Below are 23,612 nucleotides of genomic sequence, written 5' to 3'. Positions count from 1 at the left end.
ATTGGGGTTTATGAGTGAAGATTATTTGCCCCTGGCGTATCTTAACGCTTGGGAATATTGCCCACGTCGATTCTACTTGGAATATGTACTCGGTGAAATGTCAGACAATGAACATATTATTTTAGGTCGCCATTTACACCGCAATATTGATGAACCTGGAACACTCCAGGAAGGAGAAACACTGATTCATCAGCAGCAATGGGTGTGGTGCGATCGCCTCAAAGTCGCTGGTATCATTGACGCTGTGGAAGAATGTGATGGTCAGCTAATTCCTTTGGAATATAAAAAGGGGAAAATGGCACAACACCTCAATGACCATTTTCAACTGTGTGCAGCCGCTTTGTGTTTAGAAGAACGCACTGGACGCAGTATTGCTTACGGTGAAATTTTTTATCATGCTAACCGCAGAAGGCAGACTGTAGCATTTACGCCCCAACTGCGACAAATGACAGCACAGGCGATCGCACTAGCTCACTTTGCTGCCCAAAACCCTATGCCAGCACCCATAGAGCATACCAAAAAATGCCAGTCTTGCAGTCTGCAAGGAATCTGTTTGCCTTTTGAAGTTAAAAAATTACAACAACAAAATTCCTAAAAATCACCATGAGTACGCTTTACCTCACACAGCCAGATGCGGTTTTAAGCAAAGACTACGAAGCCTTTCAAGTAGCTTTAAAACAAGAAGATGGTTCTTGGAAAAAACAAAAAGTTGCTGCCCAAACAGTAGAACAAGTCATACTTATGGGTAATCCTCAAGTTACTGGTGATGCTTTTGTCTACGCCTTGCAGTTAGGAATGCCAGTTCATTACCTCTCTAGCTTCGGGAAATACTTGGGTTCAGCACTTCCGAGTCATTCTCGCAACGGTCAATTAAGATTGGCGCAGTATCAAGTTTATCAAGACCCTGTGCGACGTTTGGAATTAGTCAAAGCGATCGTCATCGCCAAAATTCATAATCAATATAATGTGTTGTACCGACACAATGAAAAAGATAACCCCCTCAAAGAACGCAAAAGTTTAGTCAAGAGTCAACAAACCATAGACCAAGTACGGGGAATTGAAGGTTTAGCTGCTAGGGAATATTTTGCTTGCTGGCAGCGTATGGTGGGTAATCAATGGACTTTTAATGGTAGAAATCGCCGTCCACCTACAGACCCAGTAAATTCTTTGATGAGTTTTGCCTATGCTTTACTGCAAGGTCAGGTCATGGCCGCTGTTCACATTGCTGGTTTAGACCCCTATATAGGCTATTTGCATGAAGTGCATCATGGTCAACCGGCGATGGTATTAGATTTAATGGAAGAATTTCGGGCTTTAATAGCTGATAATTTGGTGTTATCTGTGTTGAATAACCGCAAAATTCAGCCCCAAGATTTTACCGACAGTTTGGGCGCTTATCGTTTAAAGGAGAATGCTAAAAAAACCTTCTTGCAGGCTTTTGACCAAAAAATGAATGATGAATTTAAACATCCGGTATTTGAGTACAGATGTACCTACAGACGAGCCATAGAACTACAAGCACGTTTATTAGGTCGTCATTTACAGGAGGGTATTCCTTACAAACCATTAACATTACGATGAGTACACTGTTTTATCTGTTTATTTACGATTTGCCTGATAATAAAGCGGCAAATAAGCGGCGGACTCGCTTGCACAAAATGTTGACTGGTTATGGGAAATGGACTCAATACAGTGTTTTTGAGTGTTTTTTGACTGCTGTGCAGTTTACTCAATTGCAAATAAAGATTGAGAAATTGATCAAACCTGATGAAGATTCTATTAGAGTATATGTACTAGATGCTGGTAGTGTAAAAAGAACTATTACTTATGGTTCTGAAGTACCTAGACAAGAGCAGACAATCATTATATGATTATCTCATCAGCAAGATTTTTGGCAAACCTATAGTGTGGTCAAAAACCCTGGGGGGTTTGCCAAAAACGCCAGAACCTTGACAAGTAAATAATTACAGCGTTTCAACTATTAGGGAAGTTGAGAATCAGTAGCAATAATAGTGGCTGAAATCGACCTAATTTTGAGGTTTGTCAAAATGCTTCCCAGGAAGCTTGCTCTGTAACAGTTTCAGCACCGAGCAGTTTCCATTTACCAAATCCCCTCACGGGGACTGAAACGATTACTAGGTCTAGACTGCTGGGCGGGAACAGACACAGTTTCCATTTACCAAATCCCCTCACGGGGACTGAAACTTTAATTAATGTCAGCTTTTCGCTGGAAATGCCCAGCAGTTTCCATTTACCAAATCCCCTCACGGGGACTGAAACTACCAAAAGGAGGATCGACGTTATCCGTAAATATTGGTTTCCATTTACCAAATCCCCTCACGGGGACTGAAACCAATGACAGATGCGCCAATTAATAGAGCCAAAAAGTTTCCATTTACCAAATCCCCTCACGGGGACTGAAACGCTTGACTTGGCGCTATTGCGAGGCGATAGGATACGTTTCCATTTACCAAATCCCCTCACGGGGACTGAAACCAAACCTAATGTCCATTGAATACCATACTTGTCACCGTTTCCATTTACCAAATCCCCTCACGGGGACTGAAACTCGCCCGGATGGCATCCAAGAATAAATGTAGAGTAGTTTCCATTTACCAAATCCCCTCACGGGGACTGAAACATTGTCGTTGGCGCAATTGTTTCATTGTGCATAGTCTTGCGTTTCCATTTACCAAATCCCCTCACGGGGACTGAAACACGCCATGCAACGGGCAAAAGTACAATACTCTCAAGTTTCCATTTACCAAATCCCCTCACGGGGACTGAAACTTTAACACGCGATAACTTTCAGGCTTTTGTCGATGTTTCCATTTACCAAATCCCCTCACGGGGACTGAAACCCAACAACCGTATCTGATGCCGCAACAGCAGCAAGTTTCGTTTCCATTTACCAAATCCCCTCACGGGGACTGAAACGAAAGAATATTCAGATGAAAATACTATTTGTTGATAGTTTCCATTTACCAAATCCCCTCACGGGGACTGAAACAAAAGCTAAACATTAAATCATAACAAAACATGGTTTTGGTTTCCATTTACCAAATCCCCTCACGGGGACTGAAACATGACAGTCGGATTCCTAGTTCTAATCGCAATATCATTGTTTCCATTTACCAAATCCCCTCACGGGGACTGAAACACGTCAGTACCCGGATTCAGAATATGCCAGCGAAAATGTTTCCATTTACCAAATCCCCTCACGGGGACTGAAACCCAAACACATCAGGACAGAACCACTTGACAGCGTTAGAAGTTTCCATTTACCAAATCCCCTCACGGGGACTGAAACAATTTCATTGGCCACGTTGATTGAGCGATCGCCTGATTTTTCGGGTTTCCATTTACCAAATCCCCTCACGGGGACTGAAACATTGCTCCTTTAAATGCTTTTTCTTGTCACCCGTGAGCAGGTTTCCATTTACCAAATCCCCTCACGGGGACTGAAACATCTCGCGCTATGAGGCGAGCTATGCAGCAAATATTGTTTCCATTTACCAAATCCCCTCACGGGGACTGAAACTTTAGCCCTATCTTCATGGCGATCGCATGAAGCGGGTTTCCATTTACCAAATCCCCTCACGGGGACTGAAACGATTGGGTGGAAGGAGGCGATCGCTGACTTGATACCGGTTTCCATTTACCAAATCCCCTCACGGGGACTGAAACTTAATTTTGGAGGCAGCGGCAAATATCTTGAACTTTGAGAGTTTCCATTTACCAAATCCCCTCACGGGGACTGAAACACATCCTCCTCAACAGATGGATAACTAGCGCTCAAGTTTCCATTTACCAAATCCCCTCACGGGGACTGAAACACGATCCCTGCTTGATATAAAGTCGCTGCACGTTGGTTTCCATTTACCAAATCCCCTCACGGGGACTGAAACACTTTTCTATATGATAAATCGCTTAATTTGTGGTTTATGTTTCCATTTACCAAATCCCCTCACGGGGATGGAAACTGTGTTTTTATTCGAGAAGTCCATGATGTTCAAGACTTTCCAAAACCTCTTCCCCTAACGGGGATGGAAACTTTATTGTTTTTACTTGGAGAATCGTAGTCACCCCACTTTCCAAAACCTCTTCCCCAGAGGGGGATGAAATCGCCTACAATATTGAACATCAATGTGAGTCAAACCAAGCGATGCCAAGAGCCGCTACAACTCCCAAACGCAAGACTAGAGCTAAATTAGTGCCAATATCTCCAGCCCCGACATGGGCAGATGATACAGAATTGGTAGGCTTGGTGTTTGACTTAGAGGTAACTGACTCAGCTTCTCTATATTCGCAATACACAATTGGACTTCATGCATGGTTTTTGCATCAAGTACAGCAAGTTGACCCAGAACTTTCAGCGTATCTTCATGATGGAGAATCAGAAAAACCGTTCAATATATCGGCATTAGAAGGACAATTGCTGCCTAGTGGTAAGCAACTGAAATTAGTTGCCAACCAAACGTACCAGTGGCACATCAATGCACTATCTCAAAGAGTGGCATTGTTCCTCAAAGAATGGTTGAGGAACTTACCAAAAACTATCGAGCTAAGTAGCACACCTCTACAGATAAAACAAGTGAGTATCGCTCATACTCCAACAACTTATGCACAGTTGTGGCAATCATCAGTACAACAATCTGTAGTTAATCTCAGCTTTGTTTCCCCAACTAGTTTTCGGCGCAAAGGGCATCATTTCCCTCTACCAGTACCAGAAAATCTGTTTCATAGTTACTTGCGACGATGGAACGATTTTTCGCTGATGTCAGTAGACCAAGAGAGTTTTCTGGAGTGGATAACACAAAGTGTCATCATTCATCAGCACCGATTGCAATCACACAAAGTAGCAGCAGGAAAGCGAGGGTCAGTCACAGGTTTTACAGGAGCAATAAGTTTGGGTTTAAGCAATGCGGCTCTAGCCAATACTGAATTTACCCAGTTATTTTATGCTTTAGTGAAGTTAGCTCCTTACTGCGGCACAGGGCATAAAACAACCTTTGGTTTAGGACAAACATGTTTAGACTGGGTAGAACAAAAGCCAACTACATCGGCTCAGTTATTGGAGAATATGTTGGCAGAAAAGATCGAGGAACTGACGCAGATATTTACAGCACAGCGTAAACGCAAGGGAGGCGATCGCACGGATAAAATTGCCTCCACTTGGGCAACAGTTCTGGCCCGTAGAGAAATGGGAGATTCACTCAAGGCGATCGCTGAGGATTTAGAGATGCGTGAGTCTACTGTCAAAACTTATGTAAAATTAGCCCGGAAAGCTCTCAAGCAATTTCAAGAAAAGGCATTAGAGGCGGAAGGAATCGACCATCAACATGAGCAAGAAACGCCACCGCAGGTAGTCCAAACTCTGGCTCATCCAAAGAAACGATAATCACTTCATCGGGGTGATTACCCATCATGGAAGTGCGATAATCATCAATAGCACCGGTGCGCTTTCCTTAGCGTCCTTTTGCTTTTAAAACTAAGCCAACTTCGCCCGTCGCAACATCACAGCATTAATCGCCACAATCACTGTTGATAAACTCATTAACAACGCCCCCACAGCTGGCGACAGCAAAAATCCCCATCTGTAAAGCACACCAGCAGCCAGAGGAATAGCAATTACGTTGTAACCTGTCGCCCATGCCAGATTTTGAATCATTTTGCTGTAGGTTTTCTGTGCTAAGTTTAAAGCCTTAACGGCATCTAAAGGATCATCTTCAATCAGTACCAAATCAGCCGATTCGATCGCAACATTAGTTCCTGCACCAATGGCAATCCCAATATTAGCTTCTAAAAGTGCAGCCGCATCGTTAATCCCATCGCCAACAAAAGCTGTTGCACCTTCTTGTTTCAATTGTTTGATAATACTAACCTTATCTTCTGGCAAAACCCGACCATAGTAACGGTCAATACCTAAATCTTGAGCAACTGCACGGGCTACAGCTTCAGCATCTCCGGTAATCATGACTACTTGAATATCTTTTTCTTTTAATTTATTTACTGCTTCTCGCGCTCGTTCCCGTACTTGGTCGGCCATTGAAATTACAGCAACAGCACTTTTATTTGTCATTAAAACTACTGCACTTTCACCGCGTTCATCTGCTGTATTTAGTCCTTGACGCAGAGATGATGGCAAAGTCAGATTTTGTTCTTCCACCCACTCTGGACGACCGATACGATAAGTTTGATTGTTAACTTTACCCTCAACTCCACGACCTGTTACTGTCTTAAAATCAGTCATTTGGGGTAAATCAAGTTGACGGCGTTCGGCGGTTTCTACCACTGCTTTAGCTAAAGGATGTTCAGAAGAAGTTTCCAAAGCTGCGGCTATTCCTAAGGCTTGTTGTTCATCTAACGAGTCGCTGACAACTCTTTGAACTGCAAAGCGTCCTTCTGTTAAAGTTCCAGTTTTATCGAACGCCATATTTTTAATATCTTTTGCCCGTTCCAAAGCATCTCGGTTTCTCACCAAAATGCCATTTTTAGCAGCTAAATTAGTTGAGTTGGCAATTACCAAAGGAATCGCTAAACCAAGGGCGTGAGGACAAGTAATAACTAGTACGGTTACGGTACGGTTGACAGCAAAAAGTAAATCGCTAATAAATAGCCAAACAAAGAAAGTTGTACTACCCGCTGCGATCGCAATTATAGTTAACCAATAAGCTGTCTTGTCTGCTAAAACTTGATACTTACTTCTTGAACCCTGCGCCTCTTCTACTAAGCGCATGATTTGACTAATTGTAGTATCACCACCAACACGAGAAACTTTAACTTTTACCGAGCCTTCACCGTTCACCGAACCAGCTACAACTTCATCGCCTTCGTGTTTAGAAACAGGACGAGATTCACCTGTGAGAAAAGATTCATTAATATTGGTGTTTCCCTCAATCACAATCCCATCATTGGGAACCTGCTCACCCGGACGAATTAAGATAACGTCTTCTGCTTGAATGTCGCTAACTGCAACATCTTCAACTTTACCATTAGTCATGCGATGCGCTTGGGAAGGTACTAATTCCGCCAGATTTTCTAGAGCGCGGCTAGCACCTTGAACAGAAGCCATTTCTACCCAATGTCCTAGCAACATAATATCTACTAGGGTTGCTAATTCCCAATAGAAAGGCATTCCCCGCAAACCAAGAGAAACTGCCAAGCTATAGACAAATGCTACTGTGATTGCCAACGCAATCAAAGTCATCATCCCGATTTTGCTGTGGAGTTCGTTCCAAGCACCTTTGAGAAATACCCAACCACCATAAAAATAGATGATGATAGCTAAAACCGGATTAATCCATTCAGAACCAGGAAAATTAATTGCCTCATAATTTAACCAATCTTGTAGTTGGGTGGAAAAATACAAAATTGGTAAAGTTAGAACAAGGCAGATAAAAAAGCGACGTTTGAAAATTTCTGGGCTGTGTCCTGCGTGTTTACCATGTTCTGCGTGTCCACCATGTTCGTTATGTTCGGGAATCGGATGTGTCGGTGTTCTTCTATTGTGGTTTGTCATGATCAATAGCACTAATTAGTATTTTATTTTTTTGGCATTTCACTACCAGTTCCCATCATTTGTTCCATCTGCTGCATATTTTTCATCATTTCTTGCATTTGCATCATCATTTTTTGATGGTGCTGTTCTCTTTGCTGTGGGGTCATTCTTTGCATCATTCGTTGCATCTGTTCAGGTGTCATCTGAGACATTCTCTGCTGCATTTGACCCATATTGATTTGCATTTGTCCCATCATTTGGTGCATCTTTCCCATGTGTGCCATCATTTCTCGTTGATACTGATACATCTGTTGCAAGTTCATTTCTGAACTTTGCTTGAGAGGACTTGATGTAGAAGGGTTCGTTTGAGCTATAGATGGTACAGCACTCAATCCTAATACTGTAATGACAGTGACAAAATAATTAGCGATACTTGTATTTCTTATAATCATTGTTTTGCTCACTTTTTAAATTCAATCCTCTTGGCCTAACTGATACCCATCCTTACCATCTCTTAATTTGTCTAAGTTTTGATCTAGATGAGGCAGGTAAATATGCTTGGCTCCTGGCACGTAACTATTCCTATTCCATAAGTGATTTCATAATCCTGATCTCTTCTTTTTGTGTTGTAATAATCTCTGTGCATAGCTCTTGAATACGTGGATCTGTTAGTGATGACTGCTCGCAGACGAGAATAGCAGCAGCGTGATGTGGTATCATTGAGTGCAAAAATTGTTGGTTTCCTACTCCGGTTTGCGATCGCAGAAAAGTCCAGAAGATTGCTATCATTGCAGTTCCCACCATGAGAAGTGCGATATTTAACTTTTTGTTTTGGTACATTGAACCCATCGCCGTCAACATGATGATCAGCATCGCCGCTATCATTAGTCCTGCCATGTACACTTGATTAAGGCTAAGGAACAAGTTAGCAAACTCGTTGACCCGCGAAAACATCAGGGCGAACATTACGATGTAAGAAATTGACAATGCAATCAGTAGGCTAATATAGGGCTTCATGCCAGATTTGGATTCCATTTTAGATTTGTCCTTATAAGTTTAGGGAACTGTAAAGCAAGGCTAAATCAGTTGTTTATCCGAAGGGTGCAGGTTACTGAAAAAAGGCTTGCTCTACTGTTAAAGTAAATTAAACTTATGCTGCTGCTACAGAAGCAATTTTGCTATATTCTTTTACACTATCTCGACAAGCTTTTGCACACTTCTTACAGTGTTCTGCATCATGCTTTTCGCATTCAGTGGCGCAGGCTTCACAAATCTCTGCACAAGCACGCGCTAAGTGAGAAATGTAACGTGAACCGCGCACCATGTAAGTTGCAGCAGTACGACAGATTTCTGCACAATCAAGGCAACTACGAGCGCACTGAACCATATCTGACATACCCATACAAGCTTCTGCACAGTGTTCGCATTCCACTACACAACGCATTGCGACATCGAAGCTAGACTGGTATTTTTCGTGAACTAAAAGCATATAAACCTCTCTTTCTGCTATTTATACTTTTGTAGTTAAAAGAATATAAAAATACTTCAACACAGTGCTTCTAACTAAGGGAATAGAACAAAATTTTGAAATTTATTACTTGCAGATATGTTAAATTTCATCTTGATTTCATTTTGATCTGGTAGTTAGAAAGCAACATTTTAAAATTAAAATCAATTGTAAATTTATACTTATGTACTCAGTGACAGGTATTAAAATAATTAGCAATGATTTTAGTTGACTCTCCATCTAACTGGAGAGTATAAACTAGAAAAAATGGTTTGAAGCCACGAGCTACATCAAGTCATCATCAGTCACAAAAAAATTAATTGAGGATTTTGACAATGAAAAAACGTTTATCTGACTGGATGAGTAAGTTCTCACGTTTCTCTTTAGCAGTAGTAATTACTACTGGAGTTTTAGCCACTACTTATGCAACGGTAGTTGGGTTGAGCAAAGGAGATAATGTTGATTTAAACAATAATCCACTAACAGTAGTAAGCAATCCTCAATTAATTTCTACCACAAGTATCTGGGATAAAGAGACTGAATCTTACCTAGGAAATCGAGAAATTACAGTTTATCGCAGTCCGTCTTGTGGCTGCTGTGGAGCGTGGATTGAACATATACAAAAGCACGGATTTAAAATTAAAGAAGATATCAAAACTGAAGAGATGGAGGTAATTAAACAAAAGTACAACTTGCCTCAAGATTTAGCATCTTGTCACACGGCAATAATTGACGGCTATGTAATGGAAGGACATATACCTGCCGATGATATTAAGCGTTTTCTTAAACAAAAACCCCAATTCCTGGGTTTAGCCGTACCGGGAATGCCTTTAGGAACACCAGGAATGGAATCAGGCGATATAAAACAACCGTTTACAATTATGGCGTTTGATAAAAAGGGTGAAGTCAAAGTTTTTAAGGAATATCAAAATTACTAAGTTTGATACAAGGGTAAAAAGTCAAAAATCCAGAAGAGGGGTAATTATGACTAAGATAAATCGCCGTCAGTTTGTCACCCTAACTGCTGCTGGTAATTCACTTAAAAACTACTCATGTCTGCATTACTGAATCGATGTTCTAGTATCTCTCTATTTGTAAAATGTGATCTTCAGATTCAGGTTTGTTATGCACCCAAGTAATTCGGGAACCATCAAATAAGGGAATTTCTACTTGCCACCACTGCCCACGCCGCAGACGGCGATACCAGCGAAAGTCTGAGCAAATCCAATCGAACAGTTGCATATCAACACTACAGATATAGCTTTGTTAGGTATGGCGTGTGGCTACACACATAAGCGATAATGCTGCTTGTGGTGAATTAGGATTGATACCAGAGCATAATTGAACCAAGCGATATTTCTTGTCAGATTTACCGTAATGACCTTGCAAAACTTGCACACCAACTGTATGGTTGTGTGGATAAACCTTGACATTAAAGCCAAGGGGCTTGAGAATTTTGTCGTAAAGCTCTGGCGTTACTCCATCTCCAGGTCGGTGATGAACCTCACTGGCTAATGCCCAAGTTTGCTCAGATGCTGAAGTATGACCTCCTCGTTTGATTAACCGATATAGCCATAAACGTAAATTCCATAACCACAAACCTAATCCTTGGAAGTTCCAGGCAGTTAACTGAGGATCGTGATCTGTGATGAGGATGCCACCTGGACGGACTAAACGTGCGGCTTCTGCTAATACTTTATCCATGTATTCACAATGATGAAGAGTAGCATTGAGTACTACAACATCAGCAAAGTGGGAGATGAAAGGAAGTTGGTGGGCATCTGCAAGCACTGGTGTATAGCCAAGATGTTGAGCCATTCTCAATGCTCCATAGCTAATATCTACACCAATTAACAATTGTGGTTTTCCTCCAAGCGTTGCATACAAATTGCCCGGACCACAACCAATGTCTACAACAATTTTATGATCCCAACTCCCCATAGCTGCCTGCCAGCAAGACTTGAAAATTTGATCACGATGACAGCTTTCAAAGTAATTTTTTGCCCATTCAGGATGCCCAAAATAATAACTATTCGCTTTAATGGCTGCACTGGAAGTAGAAAAAGCACAATTTAGAATGTCTTGTTCATCTAAATCCACTCTCGAATCAACAGCAATATAAGGGCTAAGAACTGAACATGAAGAAGTTAGCATAGCTATTATTTGTATTAATATCCTGCTTCAGTTGGCTACAAACTCAGCAAACCTCATTTTAAGGTGTTGTTAACAGTATATTTGCTTTATATAATCTGTTTCTAATAACATATTTGCTTTTTACTTATTTAAAATCTGTCATTAGATAGATGAGTTTATGTCAAAAAAATACAAATAGTATCAGAATATACTAGTTAATATTTTTAAAGCTAGTGCAACCTATTTTCAGCGTGAACTTAAAGCCTTATTGCTTGTTTTCAGTATTTACTGATGCTAAGAAAAATTTTGGTCGTATGGAATAATAGCGTCAAAACCTCATATCATAATGCTTGACTCATGACCAACCTCAACCTGCTCTCAGAATATCAAAGCTTTGGCGGTAAAATCGGTTTTTACTCTCACGCTTCTTCAACCTGCAATGGTGAAATGCGCTTTGCTGTCTACCAACCACCACAAGCCACTCAACAACCAGTACCCATACTTTATTTCCTCTCTGGGTTGACTTGCAGTGAAGAAAATTTTATGGCAAAGTCGGGGGCGCAACGCTACGCATCTGAGTATGGTTTGATGTTGGTTGCACCAGATACCAGCCCCCGTAATACTGGTATTGCAGGTGAAGATGATGATTGGGATTTTGGTACAGGTGCAGGGTTTTATGTTGACACTACAGAAAAACCTTGGAGTCAGCACTATCAAATGTATAGTTATGTCGTTGAAGAATTACCTACTTTAATTGCAGCCAACTTTGCAATAGAACCAAATAAACAAGGTATTTTTGGTCATTCAATGGGAGGACATGGGGCCCTAGTATGTGCCATGCGAAACCCCCAGCTATATAAATCTGTATCTGCTTTTGCACCCATCACTGCACCTATGCGTTGTCCTTGGGGACAGAAAGCTTTCAGTCGTTATCTAGGAAGTAATCAAGAAACATGGCTTACCTATGATGCTAGTGAATTAGTCAAACAAGGGGGATACCACAGTTCTATTTTGATTGACCAAGGTACTGCTGATAAGTTTTTAGCTGAACAGTTATTACCAGAGGTGTTTGAGCAAGCTTGCGCGTCTGTTAACCAGCCTTTAAATTTACGATATCAAGCAGGCTACGACCATAGTTATTATTTTATTGCTAGTTTTATTGAAGACCATATCCGCCACCATGCAATCGCTCTGGCATCAATTAAGTAAAGAATTTAGCTTAGTGCAATATTAAACTAATTTAAAAAAATTAAAATAGCTCTAAACGTAACATTGCTTACGGTATTTAGATATGGAAATCTATTATTAGTAATTTAACACCAAATAATTCATAGGAGAATATTTTGAATAAAAATTTATTAGCTTTTGTAGCTAGTACAATTTTTAGCATGGGAACAGTAATTTTAATTAAAAGGCTTAATCTACCTGTATTTCTGACTTTCAGTGTGGCTATTTATGCTTGCTACACTTTGATAGTTATTGTAACTCTGCTGAATTATATGGCTAAAATGCGGAAACTTAAATAAATTTGGTGACTCAGGGATTGGGCACACGCTCCACAGTGCCACCCTGATAAAAATTATGACAAATTTGCATTCATAAATGAAATTTAGCAGATTCTCTTCCTTATTCCCTGCCAAAGTGAGAATTACGTTAAAGTGCGCGGATATACTACAACCGATGCCAGATATCTGTGTAAGCGTTTCCTGACAAATATTGATTTATCAGGCCTATACTTCTAGCAAAACTTGTGATAAAAGCCAACAAAAAAATTTAGACGTCTGACTCATTTTTTAAGTACAATTACTGTAATTGGCATATAAAAAATATTGATGTTTTTGGTTTTAATTGACTATTCTTTAGACGTAATGTGAAATTTTGTTTGTTTATAATCAAATTTTCAATAAATGTTAATAATAAAATAAATATTTTAAAACAATGTCAAGTAATTTGATGTATAAAAATATCTAAATTAGTGAAAAACAGGATAATCTCTAACAAGACAGAAACCATAAAAACCATTCAAATTGGCTAAAATGTGATGTCTATAACTTGCTCCTACTTTAGAGAATAATTTACCAATAAAAAATTAAGTTGAATGGTAGATTAATTGGGGGCAGATGTTAAGTGAAATAGAGAAAAAATTAACGAAAAGTGTAGATTTGTATGGCTAATAGCAGTGCAATGACAGCAGCAACTCACTTGGCGCAGAAGTTACCTTTGCCCCTCAAACGATTAGCAGATTTGGCTTATAATTATTGGTGGTGTTGGACAAGCGATCGCATCGCCCTATTCCAAACCATTGATCCTCAAGAATGGGAACGCTGTGGGCATAACCCAGTAGCAATTTTAGAGTCGGCAACTTACGAACGCCTCACCCAATTAGCGGAAGATCCATTTTACCTCAAGCAGATTTCCGCCTTAGCCCAAGAGTTTGATACTTACATGGCGCAGCAAGATACTTGGGTGAGTCGCGTAGCCCCCAAAGTTTCGCAAGAACGCCCCATCGCTTATTTTTGCGCCGAATTTGGCATCCATGAATCTCTACCCGTCTACTCTGGCGGCTTGGGTATTTTAGCCGGAGACCACCTCAAATCATCATCAGATTTGGGTGTACCGATGGTTGCGGTAGGATTATTGTATCGCCAAGGTTACTTTCGGCAGCGCTTAAATCGCCAAGGTTGGCAAGAAGATTACTATCTCGATAATCCCTTCCACCGGATGCCCTTAGAGTTAATTACCAATAACCAAGGGGAACCAGTCACCATCCAAATAGAAATTCGCCAACGCCATGTAAAAGTACAAATTTGGCGCGTACAAGTAGGGCGAGTCAGTTTATATTTACTAGATAGCGATCGCCATGACAATGATCCCATTGACCGTTGGTTAACAGGACATTTGTATGGTGGTAACCTCGAAACCCGCATTGCTCAAGAAGTTGTATTAGGCATTGGCGGTGTTAAAGCTTTAGATGCTTTAGGAATAAAGCCTTCCGTCTATCACCTCAACGAAGGACACGCCGCCTTCTGTACCTTAGAAATTGCCAGACTAGAAATTGAACGCACAAGCAAATCTTTCTACGACATCGAAGCCCAAGTACGCAATAGTTGTGTATTTACCACCCATACCCCCGTCCCAGCCGGACACGATGTGTTCTCTCCCGATTTAATTGACTCATTCTTTGCCCACTACTGGCCACAACTGGGACTTTCCCGCGAGCAATTTTTGGCATTAGGCGCACGTAGACTCGGTGACCCTTGGGAACCCTTCGGGATGACCGTTTTAGCTTTGCGGATGTGTCGCACTTGTAACGGTGTGAGTGAATTGCACGGTCAAGTTTCCCGCAAAATGTGGACAGTTCTCTTCCCCAACCGGACTGAAGACAAAGTGCCCATCGGTTACATCACCAATGGCGTTCATGCACCCACTTGGACTGCACCTTTATTAGCTGACCTATATAATCAATATTTGGGAGCAGACTGGAAAACACGTGCCGTTGACCCCAAAATGTGGGCGAAAGTTGACGACATACCCGATGAAAAACTGTGGTCGCTACATCTCATCCTCAAAGAAAGACTAGTCGCATACACCCGTTACAAAGTCAAGAAAGCCAGAGAACAACGTGGTGAAGATTACCAACTCATTCAAGCCACAGATAACTTACTTGACCCGAAAATCCTGACAATTGGATTTGCCCGACGTTTCAGCCCTTACAAACGTGGCGATTTAATTTTGCGAGATGCTGAACGAGCATTAAAAATATTTGGTAATGCACAACGTCCAGTACAAATCATCTTTGCCGGTAAAGCCCACCCAGCAGATGAAGAAGGCAAACGCATCATCCAGCGCTTAATGGAATGGTGCCAAAATTCTGGGATTCTCAACCGAGTCGCTTTTATTGAAGACTACAACATTTACACCGGACAAAAACTAGTGCAAGGTGTCGATGTGTGGTTAAACAACCCCCGTCGTCCCTTAGAAGCATCTGGAACCAGTGGGCAAAAAGTCTGCTTCAACGGCGGAATTAATTGCAGCGTCCTAGACGGATGGTGGTGTGAAGGTTACCAAGCAGGGCCCGACGGTAAAGGCACTAACGGTTGGGCCATAGGAGAAGACGCCCATACCAGCGACCAAGAACTACAAGACCGAATTGATTCGCGATCGCTCTATCAGCTCTTAGAAGAAGAAATCGTACCTCTATACTACGACCAAGATGCCCAAGGTATCCCCCATCGCTGGGTACAAATGATGAAAGCATCAATTAAAACCAATGCCCCTCTATTCAACACAGACAGAATGATAGCCGACTACGTTTCCCAAGTCTATGTACCAGAAATCGCTACCCGTGTGTCACCAATTTTGGCTAAGGTGATAGTGTAAAGCATTTTAAGTTTCCTGGTTAGATATAAGGGGTGGATTATCTGCCCCCTTTTTTTGTAATACTGACACTAATCATACTTTTGCATTCTTCTTTGCGTCTTTGCGCCTTTGCGCGAGGCAAAAAACATGAAAACTTGGCAAGCCGATTTTTATCGTAGTCCACAAAAAGATCCCAATGGACAAATTCTCTGGGAGCTATTGATTTGTGATCCTAATCGTAGCTTCGAGTATACAGCCACCTGTCCCCAGTCAGAAGCCAATTCCACTTGGGTGACAGACCAACTCCAGCTAGCAGCCGAAGAACAATTTCCCCGTGTAATTCAAGTATTTCGCCCCCAGTCCTTAAGTTTAATTCAAGCAGCTGGACGCAACTTAGGCATTAATGTCGAACCCACTCGCCACACCTTGGCATTAAAACAATGGTTGCAAGAAAAGCAATATCCTGTAACTGTAGATAGACCACCCCCAGCACCACTACCAGAAAACCTCTGGGGAGAAGAATGGCGTTTTGCAACACTCCCAGCAGGTGAACTCATAGATATATTTGCCCAACGCCCCATTCCTATTTTGTCTGTACCAGAATTTCTCCAACCCATAAATTTGGGTTTAGCATCAACAGTACCCGTACCTGGTGTAGTTATCTATGGAGGAAAGCAATCAATGCGTTTAGCACGATGGTTAGCACAAGCCCATCCTGTAGCATTGAATTACATAGCTGGTGCGCCAGATGGTTTAATCTTAGAAGCTAGTTTAGCAGATAGGTGGATTGTTGCCACCTTTGAGGATGCAGAAGTAACTGCGGCGGCGCAACTTTATCAACAGCGTCAACAGCAGAGTCAAGGATTACACTTTTTGTTAGTGCAGCCTGATGATTCCGGTATGACTTATAGCGGCTTTTGGTTATTGCGGACAGAAAATTGAATTTGGTTTTAAATAATGTTCCAATTATTAATTGGTAACACTGGCATTATTGTTGAGCAACACAATTTCCCCTTCATTATTAATTTTAATGGGCCCAACAAGATGTTGATTCTGATTCAATTCCCGCAAAAGTCCCACAGTGCGAAAACGCTGATCGATTTCGGGGATTCCTTGGCGATTTAAATGCACTGGGATAATTTTACTTGCCACTAAATCACCCTGGGCGCTCAGTTGTACTTCTAAAATCATTGAGTATGCAGTCTGAGCAGTTGTGGATAATGTCCGATATCCCAGAAAATTACCTAAAGAATAAGCTATGAGTTTTCCTTTATACATTTCCATCGCTCTGGGAACATGAGGGCCATGTCCTAATACTAAGTCGGCTCCAGCATCAACCATTTTCCGGGCAAACCCGATAGAATTACCTCGGTTTTCACCGTAGAAATATTCAGTTTGATTTTTAACATGCAGTGCTGCTGTTCCTTCCGCTCCAGCGTGCATAGATACTACAACAATCTTGGCGTTCTTTTTCGCTTCTGCTACCAGCGCCTGGGCTGCCGCCAGATTATGCATAGAATTATACATATCATAGGGAGCAAATCCGATCAAGGCGATCGCAGTATTATTAGCTTCTAAATAGAGAATTTGATTTTTATGACCTAGTGTGGCAATACCAACATCTTTGAGGTTTTTTACTGTATCTTGGAAACCCACTGAGCCAAAGTCCATTGCATGGTTATTTGCTATGTGGAAGACATTAAACCCCACTTCAGCAAAGAGCGCCGCATAGGTGGGTGGGGAGCGAAAGGCAAAAACTTGTCCCCGACTAATATCTTTGGCAGTGTAAGGATGGTTGGTTAAAGTGGTTTCCAAGTTACCCAGCAAAATATCGGCTCCTTGCAGGTGACTTCTCAAAGACTGTGGCAATAATTTATGCTTAGATTGAGGCAATCTATAATCAGGGAAATTAGTTCCAGGAATAATATCCCCAACAGCTTTGATGGTGATGGTGTCTAGAAAAGTTTCCTCTTCTCCTAATGGTGGCTTGGGTTCGGGTACAGCAAAGGGAAATAAATCGGGTTCGGTGAATGTAGTAGCAGCATCTGAAGGTTGCAGTTGTCCAAAGCGAATGAATATTCCAATACCAATGCCAAGAACAAAACAACCACTAATAAATCCCAATGAGCATAACTGCACAAACCTCTGACTTGCCATCGTTCACTCCTCACACAATGGCATTAGTTTAGCCTAAATCTCAGTATTTACGGTAGTTCTTGCGTGTTTGATAGAACAAATTCAACTCGTTGAGTTACGGAGTTTAATCTGATTGCTATTTGAATGAACTAAGGATGGCTACTTACACCTCTTTAATCACTATCGCTAGAGAACGATATAAAACCCTTATTTTTCAAGGCTTTTAAGTAATTGGACAAAAATATTTACAGAAAAAGTCTTCACCAGGTCATACCACTTCATGAAAAATCTAATACAGATGTAAAGCCTGAAAGCTTTGCTGCATCTAAGTTTCTTAATTGCGAATTGCGAATTGCGAATTGCAGAGGTGAGTTTACCTTGGGAGAAGTAGAGGGTGACAGAGAGTACTGAGGTGCATGAGGTCGCAACAAAATTTATTCAGGCGAATTGTTACAGCCCACGGTGACAGGTATCGGATTTTTGAAATACTGATTATTGCGTGGCAAAGGAGGCTAAGAAAAATGTTTACAAATTTCTGAAAGCTTTATATATTACAATTCACAACTCGCAGCGCGAGAAAAGAAGATACAACTCGGTCGGACTCTGGAGTAGGTATCGCCCAAGGGTAAGCTCCTCGGATTTTTGGGTTATCTTCTATACGCTTCATAAGTTCCGCGTACTTGTTCACCCATTTGCCTCCTCTTGTGCCGCCTGTTTCATTTGCTCTTTTTTTATCATCATACCATCCTACTACCCTGGCAAACTTCAGATAATTTTCTGAATCTTTGCTAGTCCACTGTGCTAGCGTGACACCCAGCCTGTTTCCGGTATTAATCCATATTTCCTTTTGCACACTAAAGCCAAAACGTTGGTTTGAATTGCTTACCCAAAGCTGGTCTATTTTTCGTAGGTCTGGACAAGAAAAATTATTAATTTGTTCTAAATCTAACCATCCTTCTTGTTCCCTTCTAGCAATATTGAGCATGAGTCGGTTTGTTTGTCTGTCTGCTGCTTCCCAGTTGTTTGCCTTTAAAAAATATTCAAGTTGAGCATATAAATGTTTAGTGAGAGATGCTTCCACCTCTTTTTTTAACGATTCTTCTGTATTAGTTTGAGATACTAGCTTGATTAATTCTCGATGAACAGCTTCAATATTTTCGGCTGTAATCAACTGATTCTCTTTAGTGAAATCAGTTTTATTTGGATGATTATTTAAAATATCAAATGCCGTCTTATAAGATTTTATAGCTTCACTATATTTTTTATCTTTATCTAATAAGCCACCTTGATATCTATAAAATAATACTTGAGTTTGTAAGTGCTGTTCATCAGAATTTAATTTATTTTTATCTATTTTAGCTAGATATTCATTGCTTTTTTCACTTGCTGATTTTGCCTGATCCCAGTTTTCTAATCTTTGATACGCTTGTGACTTAGCAGCAAACAACAATGTTTGTTTAAGGTGATGATTTTCCTCAATATTAAATGATAGTGCAGCTAATCTTAAAGCTTCATCTGAATCTGATGAATTTTGATTTTGCCGTAATTCTCCAGCCAGTTGCACAAGGTTTCTCACAGTTTTTACTTCGCTTTGAGCTTCTTGATTTTTGGCACTGATTTGATTTAATTCAGTTTCTTTATCTGTCAATTTTGCCAAAATCTCTGATTCTTGTTTTTGCGCCAGACTAAGCTGATTAGTAGTATCAGATAGTTCCAGACTTCTCTTATTTAAATCACTCTGTGCTGTTTCTAAATACTGTCTTGCTGTTTGAGCATCTTTCTCAAATTTCAACGCACTTTTTTTGGCAATATCTTCTTGCTGCTGTGCATCTATAGCAATTTTTTCAGCTTCTACTATTTTTTTTCGTGCTAATTCTTCATTTTCTCTAGCTTTCCTTTCTTGTTCCTTGGCTTGTTCAGCACTCACTTTCGCCTTTTGTTCACTTTCTTGTGCAGTTTTAGCCTTTTCCTGAGCTTCTGTTAAACTTGTTTGCGCTTTTTTAACTTCAGCATTTGCTATGTTTACCTGATTTTTCGACAACACCCCCACAATTCCTGCGCCCAGAACTGCTACAACTAAAATAAAACCTCCAATAACAATTCGTTGTTGAGCCTTCTTATTCGCCTGACTCAATAATTCAGTCCTTGCTTCCGCCGCTTCTCTATCCTTTCTTTCTCTTTCCAAAGCAGCTTCTTGTTCTTTAGCAGCAATTTCCTCTTGAATTTCCTTCTCTTTACTCGCTGCTAAAAACTGTTTATCCTGATAACTTAAATTTTTATCCCTCGCCCATACTTCCGCTTCTTCTAATGCTTTTCCTCGCAGCAGTCGTGAGTCATCAACACCACCAGAAGCTACCCAAAAGCGAAAACTTTCAGAATATGGACGCAGATTTTTTAATTGATTTTCAATCCAATTTTCTGTAAATATTTCTCGATAAATTTGGTTATAAATTTTCAGCTTACCTTGCTGTCTCACCACTAAGCCAGAAAGCTGTAATTCGCTTTGCTCTAATGTATCATCTGCTATTACTTCAGATTTTTCCTCACTCAGCCGCACTTGTTGATACAGTTCTAATAAATATCCTGCCCGTTGTTCATCTCTAAGAATCCTGGCTTGAATGGTGCGTAAATGCTCCGGTTCATCTTGCGATTCCCAATTTTCAATAATGCGTGATTTGACAACTTGTGCAACAGAACGAGGGTTTTTTTGTTCCGATTCTTCCACCATGAACTGACACAGCTTTTGCGTCAAAAATGGTTGTCCCCCCGTCCACTGCAAAATTTCTTGCATTATCTCTTGGGGATGACTAAATTTACCGCGCAAACCTGTTTCTAATGGTTCCGATTCATGTAATTGAAAACCCTTGAGGCTGATAGCTTTACCAATATTAAACGGAGTACGCTGTTTATCTTCAATTAAATTGCTAGGTGATGCAACCCCTAACAAACAAAAAGTGAGACGATTGTATTCAGGATTATCAACACGCTTATTATAACAAGCACGAATTAAAGCAAAAAAGTCATCTGTAGGAAAATTCAGACTCAGAACACTATCAATTTCATCAATAAAAATAACGATATTTTCTCGAACTTCCACAAGTAATACTTCTTCAATAAACTTGCGAAATCGTGTGACTAATGAATTTAACTGATTCGCCTCCCACCAATCACCAAAATCTAAATCTAATGCAAAACTATCAATAAGCGTATCAATTAAATCTGCATACCATTGTTCAGGCGGGACATTCTGAATACCACCCGCAGAAAGATCAATTGCAGCACACTTTACACCATCTTCTCTCAATCGCTGCATAGTTCGCACACGCAAGCTAGATTTTCCACTTTGGCGCGAATTTAATACATAACAAAACTTTCCCGCTGTCAATCCTGCATATAAATCAGCATCAGCTTCTCGCGTGACGTAGGTAGTGGCATTTTCCGGTAGACTTCCAGAGAATATGTATTGGTCAACCATGATTTACCTACCCCAAATGAGTTGAGAAATACTGACGATATAAATCACAACTAGGAACACAATCATTACTGGAATGTTTTACCAAACCCAAACTATGCAACTTGAATGCAACTTCAGTATCTAGCCTAACTGGTGCATTCGCCATTACTACTTGTTTATACCCTAACTCAAGCTGAGAATTATGTTGTAAATGCCACAATTGTTGTCGCAAGTGGTCGCTGAAAATTCCTTGTTCTGTTGGTGCTAGTTTTAACAGTTCTTCTAGGTTGACTTGTTGAGTTTTCAGTTGGGTGATAGCCTGCTGTATTAAATAAGGATGTCCTCCTACTAAAGCCATCAATTGCATTAAGCTTTGTTCTCCCAACAGCCTTAACTCGTTTTGCTTGGCGAGTTCTGATATTTGTTGCAGTGTAAATTCAGGTAAATCAATTGCTGTTCCCACATTAAAAGGTGAGTGATTAGTGTCTAGAGAAGGATAAGCTTCAGTAGAGTGAACTACCACCAACCGCAGTTTCTTCCAAATATTCCCAATCTTGTCTCCTTGTTTCGCTGATTCATACCACCCACGTAGTAATAAACAGAATTGGGGAAAAATATTTGGATAATCAAACAGTCTTTCAAAATTATCTATGGCTAAAACTAGAGGAGTATCGGTAATGGATAATAAATATTTTTGAAAATAACGAGTACAGTTTTTATTGATACCAAAAATGTCTTGCCAATATTTATCTAGTTTTGGTTCTAAATCTAAACTGTCAGCAACATCAATACACAACCATTGCAAAAATGTTTTTAAGTTATCCAGAATATCAATATCAGCCAGTTGCAAATCTATTTTTGCTGTTTGATAACCCTGTTGTCTCGCATAATCTAGTATTTTTTCCAGCAGTAATGTCTTGCCCATTTTTTGCGGTGCTTTAGTGCGAATTAACGCCCCCGGTTGGATAATTGCTTGATAACATTTAACTTCAATGGGTGGACGTTCAATATATATTATCTTTGACTCATGTGGAGGATTTGATAATGCTGTTTCTCTTTTAGTAATTAATTGAGGTGTCAGGTTTTCTGCTATCCCGGCAATACGTATCAAATTGCAACCTAATTTATAAGCAAACTCATAGCCTTTATTTGCACCCAGTCCATCATAAAAACCCACGGCAAATTCAATTGCTGCTCTATCACCAATTGCTTGCTTCATGCCTATAACATGATTAATATGTTGTGCTATTTCTTGGGCTTGGCATTGAGAGTAACAAGCATTTAAAACTACACATTCTACTTGTTCGGAAAATAGTTGAAATAATCCTGCTAAGGCTTCTGCATCAACGAATTTTACTTGACCTGATTCATCTTCAAATAGTAAGCCTTCTTCTCCTGCTCCATGTCCGGAAAAGTGAATGATATGTGGTTCGTGTTCTAAAATTGCTCTGTGGATATCCCGATAACGAACTGCTGGTGCTATAGCTATTGCATATTGCTCTCGATTCTTTGACCTTTTTAGACCCTCCTGGATTTCCCTCATTTCTTCATCTAGGCGCAGATATTTACTGCCTATGGGATTGGCAGCTAAAAGTAGTATTCTCTTAATGGAATTACTATTAATCATTGATTGTGACTGGTGTGGCTCAAGAGCAATATCAGACTATCAGGCTGGTTGGGATTTGATTATTGATACATCTTGAGTATGCGCTTTTACGGAATTTAGCGCAATATACTTAGTTCACTTTGAGGACTAAAGTCCTCACTACAAACCTTTAATTATTTACGCCGTCCTACTTAGATTTTAGGAAAATATGAACAAGCTCATTTTAATTACAGGCATAAGCAAAGGTTTAGGTTACGCTATGACCGAGGGTTTTATTCAAGAAGGTCATACTATTATTGGTTGCGCTCGTTCATCAGCAGCTATCGAGGAACTACGTCAGAAGTTTAGCCAGCCAAACGATTTCACCGCTGTAGATGTAGCAAATGAACAGCAAGTAGAAAAATGGGCAAAACACGTACTAAACAAATATCAACCACCAGATATACTCATTAACAACGCAGCAATTGTTAATTACCCCGCACCTTTATGGCAAGTACCCTCTAATGAATTTTCCGAGTTGATTGATATTAATATTAAAGGAGTAGTGAATATCATTCGCCATTTTGTTCCAGCAATGGTAAAAAACAAGCGTGGTATTATTGTCAACTTCAGTTCTGGTTGGGGACGCTCTACTTCTCCCCAAGTGGCACCATACTGTGCTTCCAAGTGGGCAATAGAAGGATTAACTCGTTCTCTAGCACAAGAACTTCCTGCTGGTATGGCAGCTATTCCTCTTAATCCAGGGATCATTCATACTGATATGCTCTCTATTAGCTTTGGGGAAGAAGCGTCCAATTATACCCCTGTATCTGAATGGGTATTGAAAGCTGTGCCATTTATACTAAAATTGAAAACCACTGATAATGGTATTCCCCTAACTGTCCCCATATAAGAGTTGTTACCGTGAAGGAGCATT

General features: G+C 40.5%; 18 protein-coding genes and 1 CRISPR repeat array. Of the genes, 9 read left to right on the top strand and 9 right to left on the bottom strand.

What is annotated here, in order from left to right; genetic code table 11:
- The first annotated feature begins 10 nt into the window (after positions 1-10).
- The 4 genes from cas4 (at position 11) to cas6 (ending at position 5,401) form a co-directional block, all read left to right on the top strand.
- Entirely contained in the window at positions 11-595 is a 585-nt protein-coding gene (cas4, locus tag ACM0OT_RS14955) for a CRISPR-associated protein Cas4 (RefSeq protein WP_414565138.1), read from the top strand.
- Positions 596-603: 8 nt separating this feature from the next.
- Positions 604-1,581, top strand: coding sequence for a type I-D CRISPR-associated endonuclease Cas1d (gene cas1d, locus ACM0OT_RS14950; RefSeq protein ID WP_414565137.1), 978 nt, complete (start codon positions 604-606; stop codon positions 1,579-1,581).
- Positions 1,578-1,871 (top strand): CRISPR-associated endonuclease Cas2, encoded by a 294-nt coding sequence (gene cas2 / locus ACM0OT_RS14945; RefSeq protein ID WP_089093472.1) that lies wholly within the window; start codon positions 1,578-1,580, stop codon positions 1,869-1,871. The genes cas1d and cas2 overlap by 4 nt, the downstream gene beginning before the upstream one ends.
- 222 nt (positions 1,872-2,093) lie before the next feature.
- Positions 2,094-3,983: direct repeats of the CRISPR family, unit length 37 nt; unit sequence GTTTCCATTTACCAAATCCCCTCACGGGGACTGAAAC.
- Between the two features lie 182 nt (positions 3,984-4,165).
- Entirely contained in the window at positions 4,166-5,401 is a 1,236-nt protein-coding gene (cas6, locus tag ACM0OT_RS14940; protein WP_414565136.1) for a CRISPR-associated endoribonuclease Cas6, read from the top strand.
- A 90-nt stretch (positions 5,402-5,491) separates the two neighbouring features.
- Here cas6 and ACM0OT_RS14935 read toward each other — a convergent pair whose 3' ends face one another.
- The 4 genes from ACM0OT_RS14935 to ACM0OT_RS14920 form a co-directional block, all read right to left on the bottom strand.
- Positions 5,492-7,522, bottom strand: a complete 2,031-nt coding sequence (locus ACM0OT_RS14935) for a heavy metal translocating P-type ATPase (protein ID WP_414565135.1) — start codon at positions 7,520-7,522, stop codon at positions 5,492-5,494.
- Positions 7,523-7,545: 23 nt separating this feature from the next.
- The gene (locus tag ACM0OT_RS14930) at positions 7,546-7,953 is read right to left on the bottom strand and encodes a hypothetical protein (protein WP_414565134.1); all 408 of its coding nucleotides are present in this window, start codon (positions 7,951-7,953) and stop codon (positions 7,546-7,548) included.
- Between the two features lie 130 nt (positions 7,954-8,083).
- Positions 8,084-8,536 (bottom strand): DUF305 domain-containing protein, encoded by a 453-nt coding sequence (locus tag ACM0OT_RS14925; RefSeq protein WP_414565133.1) that lies wholly within the window; start codon positions 8,534-8,536, stop codon positions 8,084-8,086.
- Between the two features lie 115 nt (positions 8,537-8,651).
- The gene (locus tag ACM0OT_RS14920; protein WP_414565132.1) at positions 8,652-8,990 is read right to left on the bottom strand and encodes a four-helix bundle copper-binding protein; all 339 of its coding nucleotides are present in this window, start codon (positions 8,988-8,990) and stop codon (positions 8,652-8,654) included.
- Positions 8,991-9,343: 353 nt separating this feature from the next.
- Between ACM0OT_RS14920 and ACM0OT_RS14915 the strand changes: the two genes are divergently transcribed.
- A complete protein-coding gene (locus ACM0OT_RS14915; RefSeq protein ID WP_414565131.1) occupies positions 9,344-9,946 on the top strand; it encodes a DUF411 domain-containing protein in 603 nt (200 codons plus the stop codon).
- A 139-nt stretch (positions 9,947-10,085) separates the two neighbouring features.
- Here ACM0OT_RS14915 and ACM0OT_RS14910 read toward each other — a convergent pair whose 3' ends face one another.
- The gene (locus ACM0OT_RS14910; protein WP_414565129.1) at positions 10,086-10,250 is read right to left on the bottom strand and encodes a hypothetical protein; all 165 of its coding nucleotides are present in this window, start codon (positions 10,248-10,250) and stop codon (positions 10,086-10,088) included.
- Between the two features lie 24 nt (positions 10,251-10,274).
- A complete protein-coding gene (locus ACM0OT_RS14905; protein WP_414565128.1) occupies positions 10,275-11,162 on the bottom strand; it encodes a class I SAM-dependent methyltransferase in 888 nt (295 codons plus the stop codon).
- A 336-nt stretch (positions 11,163-11,498) separates the two neighbouring features.
- Here ACM0OT_RS14905 and fghA point away from each other — a divergent pair, with 336 nt between their 5' ends.
- The 3 genes from fghA (at position 11,499) to ACM0OT_RS14890 (ending at position 16,442) form a co-directional block, all read left to right on the top strand.
- Positions 11,499-12,350, top strand: coding sequence for an S-formylglutathione hydrolase (gene fghA / locus ACM0OT_RS14900; RefSeq protein WP_414565127.1), 852 nt, complete (start codon positions 11,499-11,501; stop codon positions 12,348-12,350).
- Between the two features lie 957 nt (positions 12,351-13,307).
- Entirely contained in the window at positions 13,308-15,521 is a 2,214-nt protein-coding gene (gene glgP, locus ACM0OT_RS14895) for an alpha-glucan family phosphorylase (RefSeq protein WP_414565126.1), read from the top strand.
- 126 nt (positions 15,522-15,647) lie between these two features.
- A complete protein-coding gene (locus tag ACM0OT_RS14890) occupies positions 15,648-16,442 on the top strand; it encodes a Tab2/Atab2 family RNA-binding protein (RefSeq protein ID WP_414565125.1) in 795 nt (264 codons plus the stop codon).
- Between the two features lie 27 nt (positions 16,443-16,469).
- Here ACM0OT_RS14890 and ACM0OT_RS14885 read toward each other — a convergent pair whose 3' ends face one another.
- From ACM0OT_RS14885 to ACM0OT_RS14875, 3 genes are all read right to left on the bottom strand, one after another.
- A complete protein-coding gene (locus ACM0OT_RS14885) occupies positions 16,470-17,657 on the bottom strand; it encodes a CapA family protein (protein ID WP_414565124.1) in 1,188 nt (395 codons plus the stop codon).
- Between the two features lie 523 nt (positions 17,658-18,180).
- Positions 18,181-21,111, bottom strand: a complete 2,931-nt coding sequence (locus ACM0OT_RS14880; RefSeq protein ID WP_414565123.1) for an AAA-like domain-containing protein — start codon at positions 21,109-21,111, stop codon at positions 18,181-18,183.
- A gap of 7 nt (positions 21,112-21,118) precedes the next feature.
- Complete coding sequence (locus tag ACM0OT_RS14875) at positions 21,119-22,717, bottom strand: AAA-like domain-containing protein (protein ID WP_414565122.1); 1,599 nt, start codon at positions 22,715-22,717, stop codon at positions 21,119-21,121.
- Between the two features lie 187 nt (positions 22,718-22,904).
- On the opposite strand from ACM0OT_RS14875, the gene ACM0OT_RS14870 reads away from it, so the two are divergent.
- Entirely contained in the window at positions 22,905-23,588 is a 684-nt protein-coding gene (locus ACM0OT_RS14870) for an SDR family oxidoreductase (protein ID WP_414565120.1), read from the top strand.
- Positions 23,589-23,612 lie beyond the last annotated feature (24 nt).

It is taken from the genome of Anabaena sp. CCY 9613 (assembly GCF_963920895.1).
Lineage (GTDB): Bacteria > Cyanobacteriota > Cyanobacteriia > Cyanobacteriales > Nostocaceae > Cyanocohniella.
The sequence above is the reverse complement of the archived record's forward strand: the minus strand, read 5'-3'. Positions and strand labels throughout refer to the sequence as shown.

Coding starts and splice junctions, on each gene's coding strand:
- cas4 (WP_414565138.1), top strand. CDS start 11: ATGAGTGAAGATTATTTGCCCCTGGCGTATCTTAACGCTTGGGAATAT.
- cas1d (WP_414565137.1), top strand. CDS start 604: ATGAGTACGCTTTACCTCACACAGCCAGATGCGGTTTTAAGCAAAGAC.
- cas2 (WP_089093472.1), top strand. CDS start 1,578: ATGAGTACACTGTTTTATCTGTTTATTTACGATTTGCCTGATAATAAA.
- cas6 (WP_414565136.1), top strand. CDS start 4,166: ATGCCAAGAGCCGCTACAACTCCCAAACGCAAGACTAGAGCTAAATTA.
- ACM0OT_RS14935 (WP_414565135.1), bottom strand. CDS start 7,522: ATGACAAACCACAATAGAAGAACACCGACACATCCGATTCCCGAACAT.
- ACM0OT_RS14930 (WP_414565134.1), bottom strand. CDS start 7,953: ATGATTATAAGAAATACAAGTATCGCTAATTATTTTGTCACTGTCATT.
- ACM0OT_RS14925 (WP_414565133.1), bottom strand. CDS start 8,536: ATGGAATCCAAATCTGGCATGAAGCCCTATATTAGCCTACTGATTGCA.
- ACM0OT_RS14920 (WP_414565132.1), bottom strand. CDS start 8,990: ATGCTTTTAGTTCACGAAAAATACCAGTCTAGCTTCGATGTCGCAATG.
- ACM0OT_RS14915 (WP_414565131.1), top strand. CDS start 9,344: ATGAAAAAACGTTTATCTGACTGGATGAGTAAGTTCTCACGTTTCTCT.
- ACM0OT_RS14910 (WP_414565129.1), bottom strand. CDS start 10,250: ATGCAACTGTTCGATTGGATTTGCTCAGACTTTCGCTGGTATCGCCGT.
- ACM0OT_RS14905 (WP_414565128.1), bottom strand. CDS start 11,162: ATGCTAACTTCTTCATGTTCAGTTCTTAGCCCTTATATTGCTGTTGAT.
- fghA (WP_414565127.1), top strand. CDS start 11,499: ATGACCAACCTCAACCTGCTCTCAGAATATCAAAGCTTTGGCGGTAAA.
- glgP (WP_414565126.1), top strand. CDS start 13,308: ATGGCTAATAGCAGTGCAATGACAGCAGCAACTCACTTGGCGCAGAAG.
- ACM0OT_RS14890 (WP_414565125.1), top strand. CDS start 15,648: ATGAAAACTTGGCAAGCCGATTTTTATCGTAGTCCACAAAAAGATCCC.
- ACM0OT_RS14885 (WP_414565124.1), bottom strand. CDS start 17,657: ATGGCAAGTCAGAGGTTTGTGCAGTTATGCTCATTGGGATTTATTAGT.
- ACM0OT_RS14880 (WP_414565123.1), bottom strand. CDS start 21,111: ATGGTTGACCAATACATATTCTCTGGAAGTCTACCGGAAAATGCCACT.
- ACM0OT_RS14875 (WP_414565122.1), bottom strand. CDS start 22,717: ATGATTAATAGTAATTCCATTAAGAGAATACTACTTTTAGCTGCCAAT.
- ACM0OT_RS14870 (WP_414565120.1), top strand. CDS start 22,905: ATGAACAAGCTCATTTTAATTACAGGCATAAGCAAAGGTTTAGGTTAC.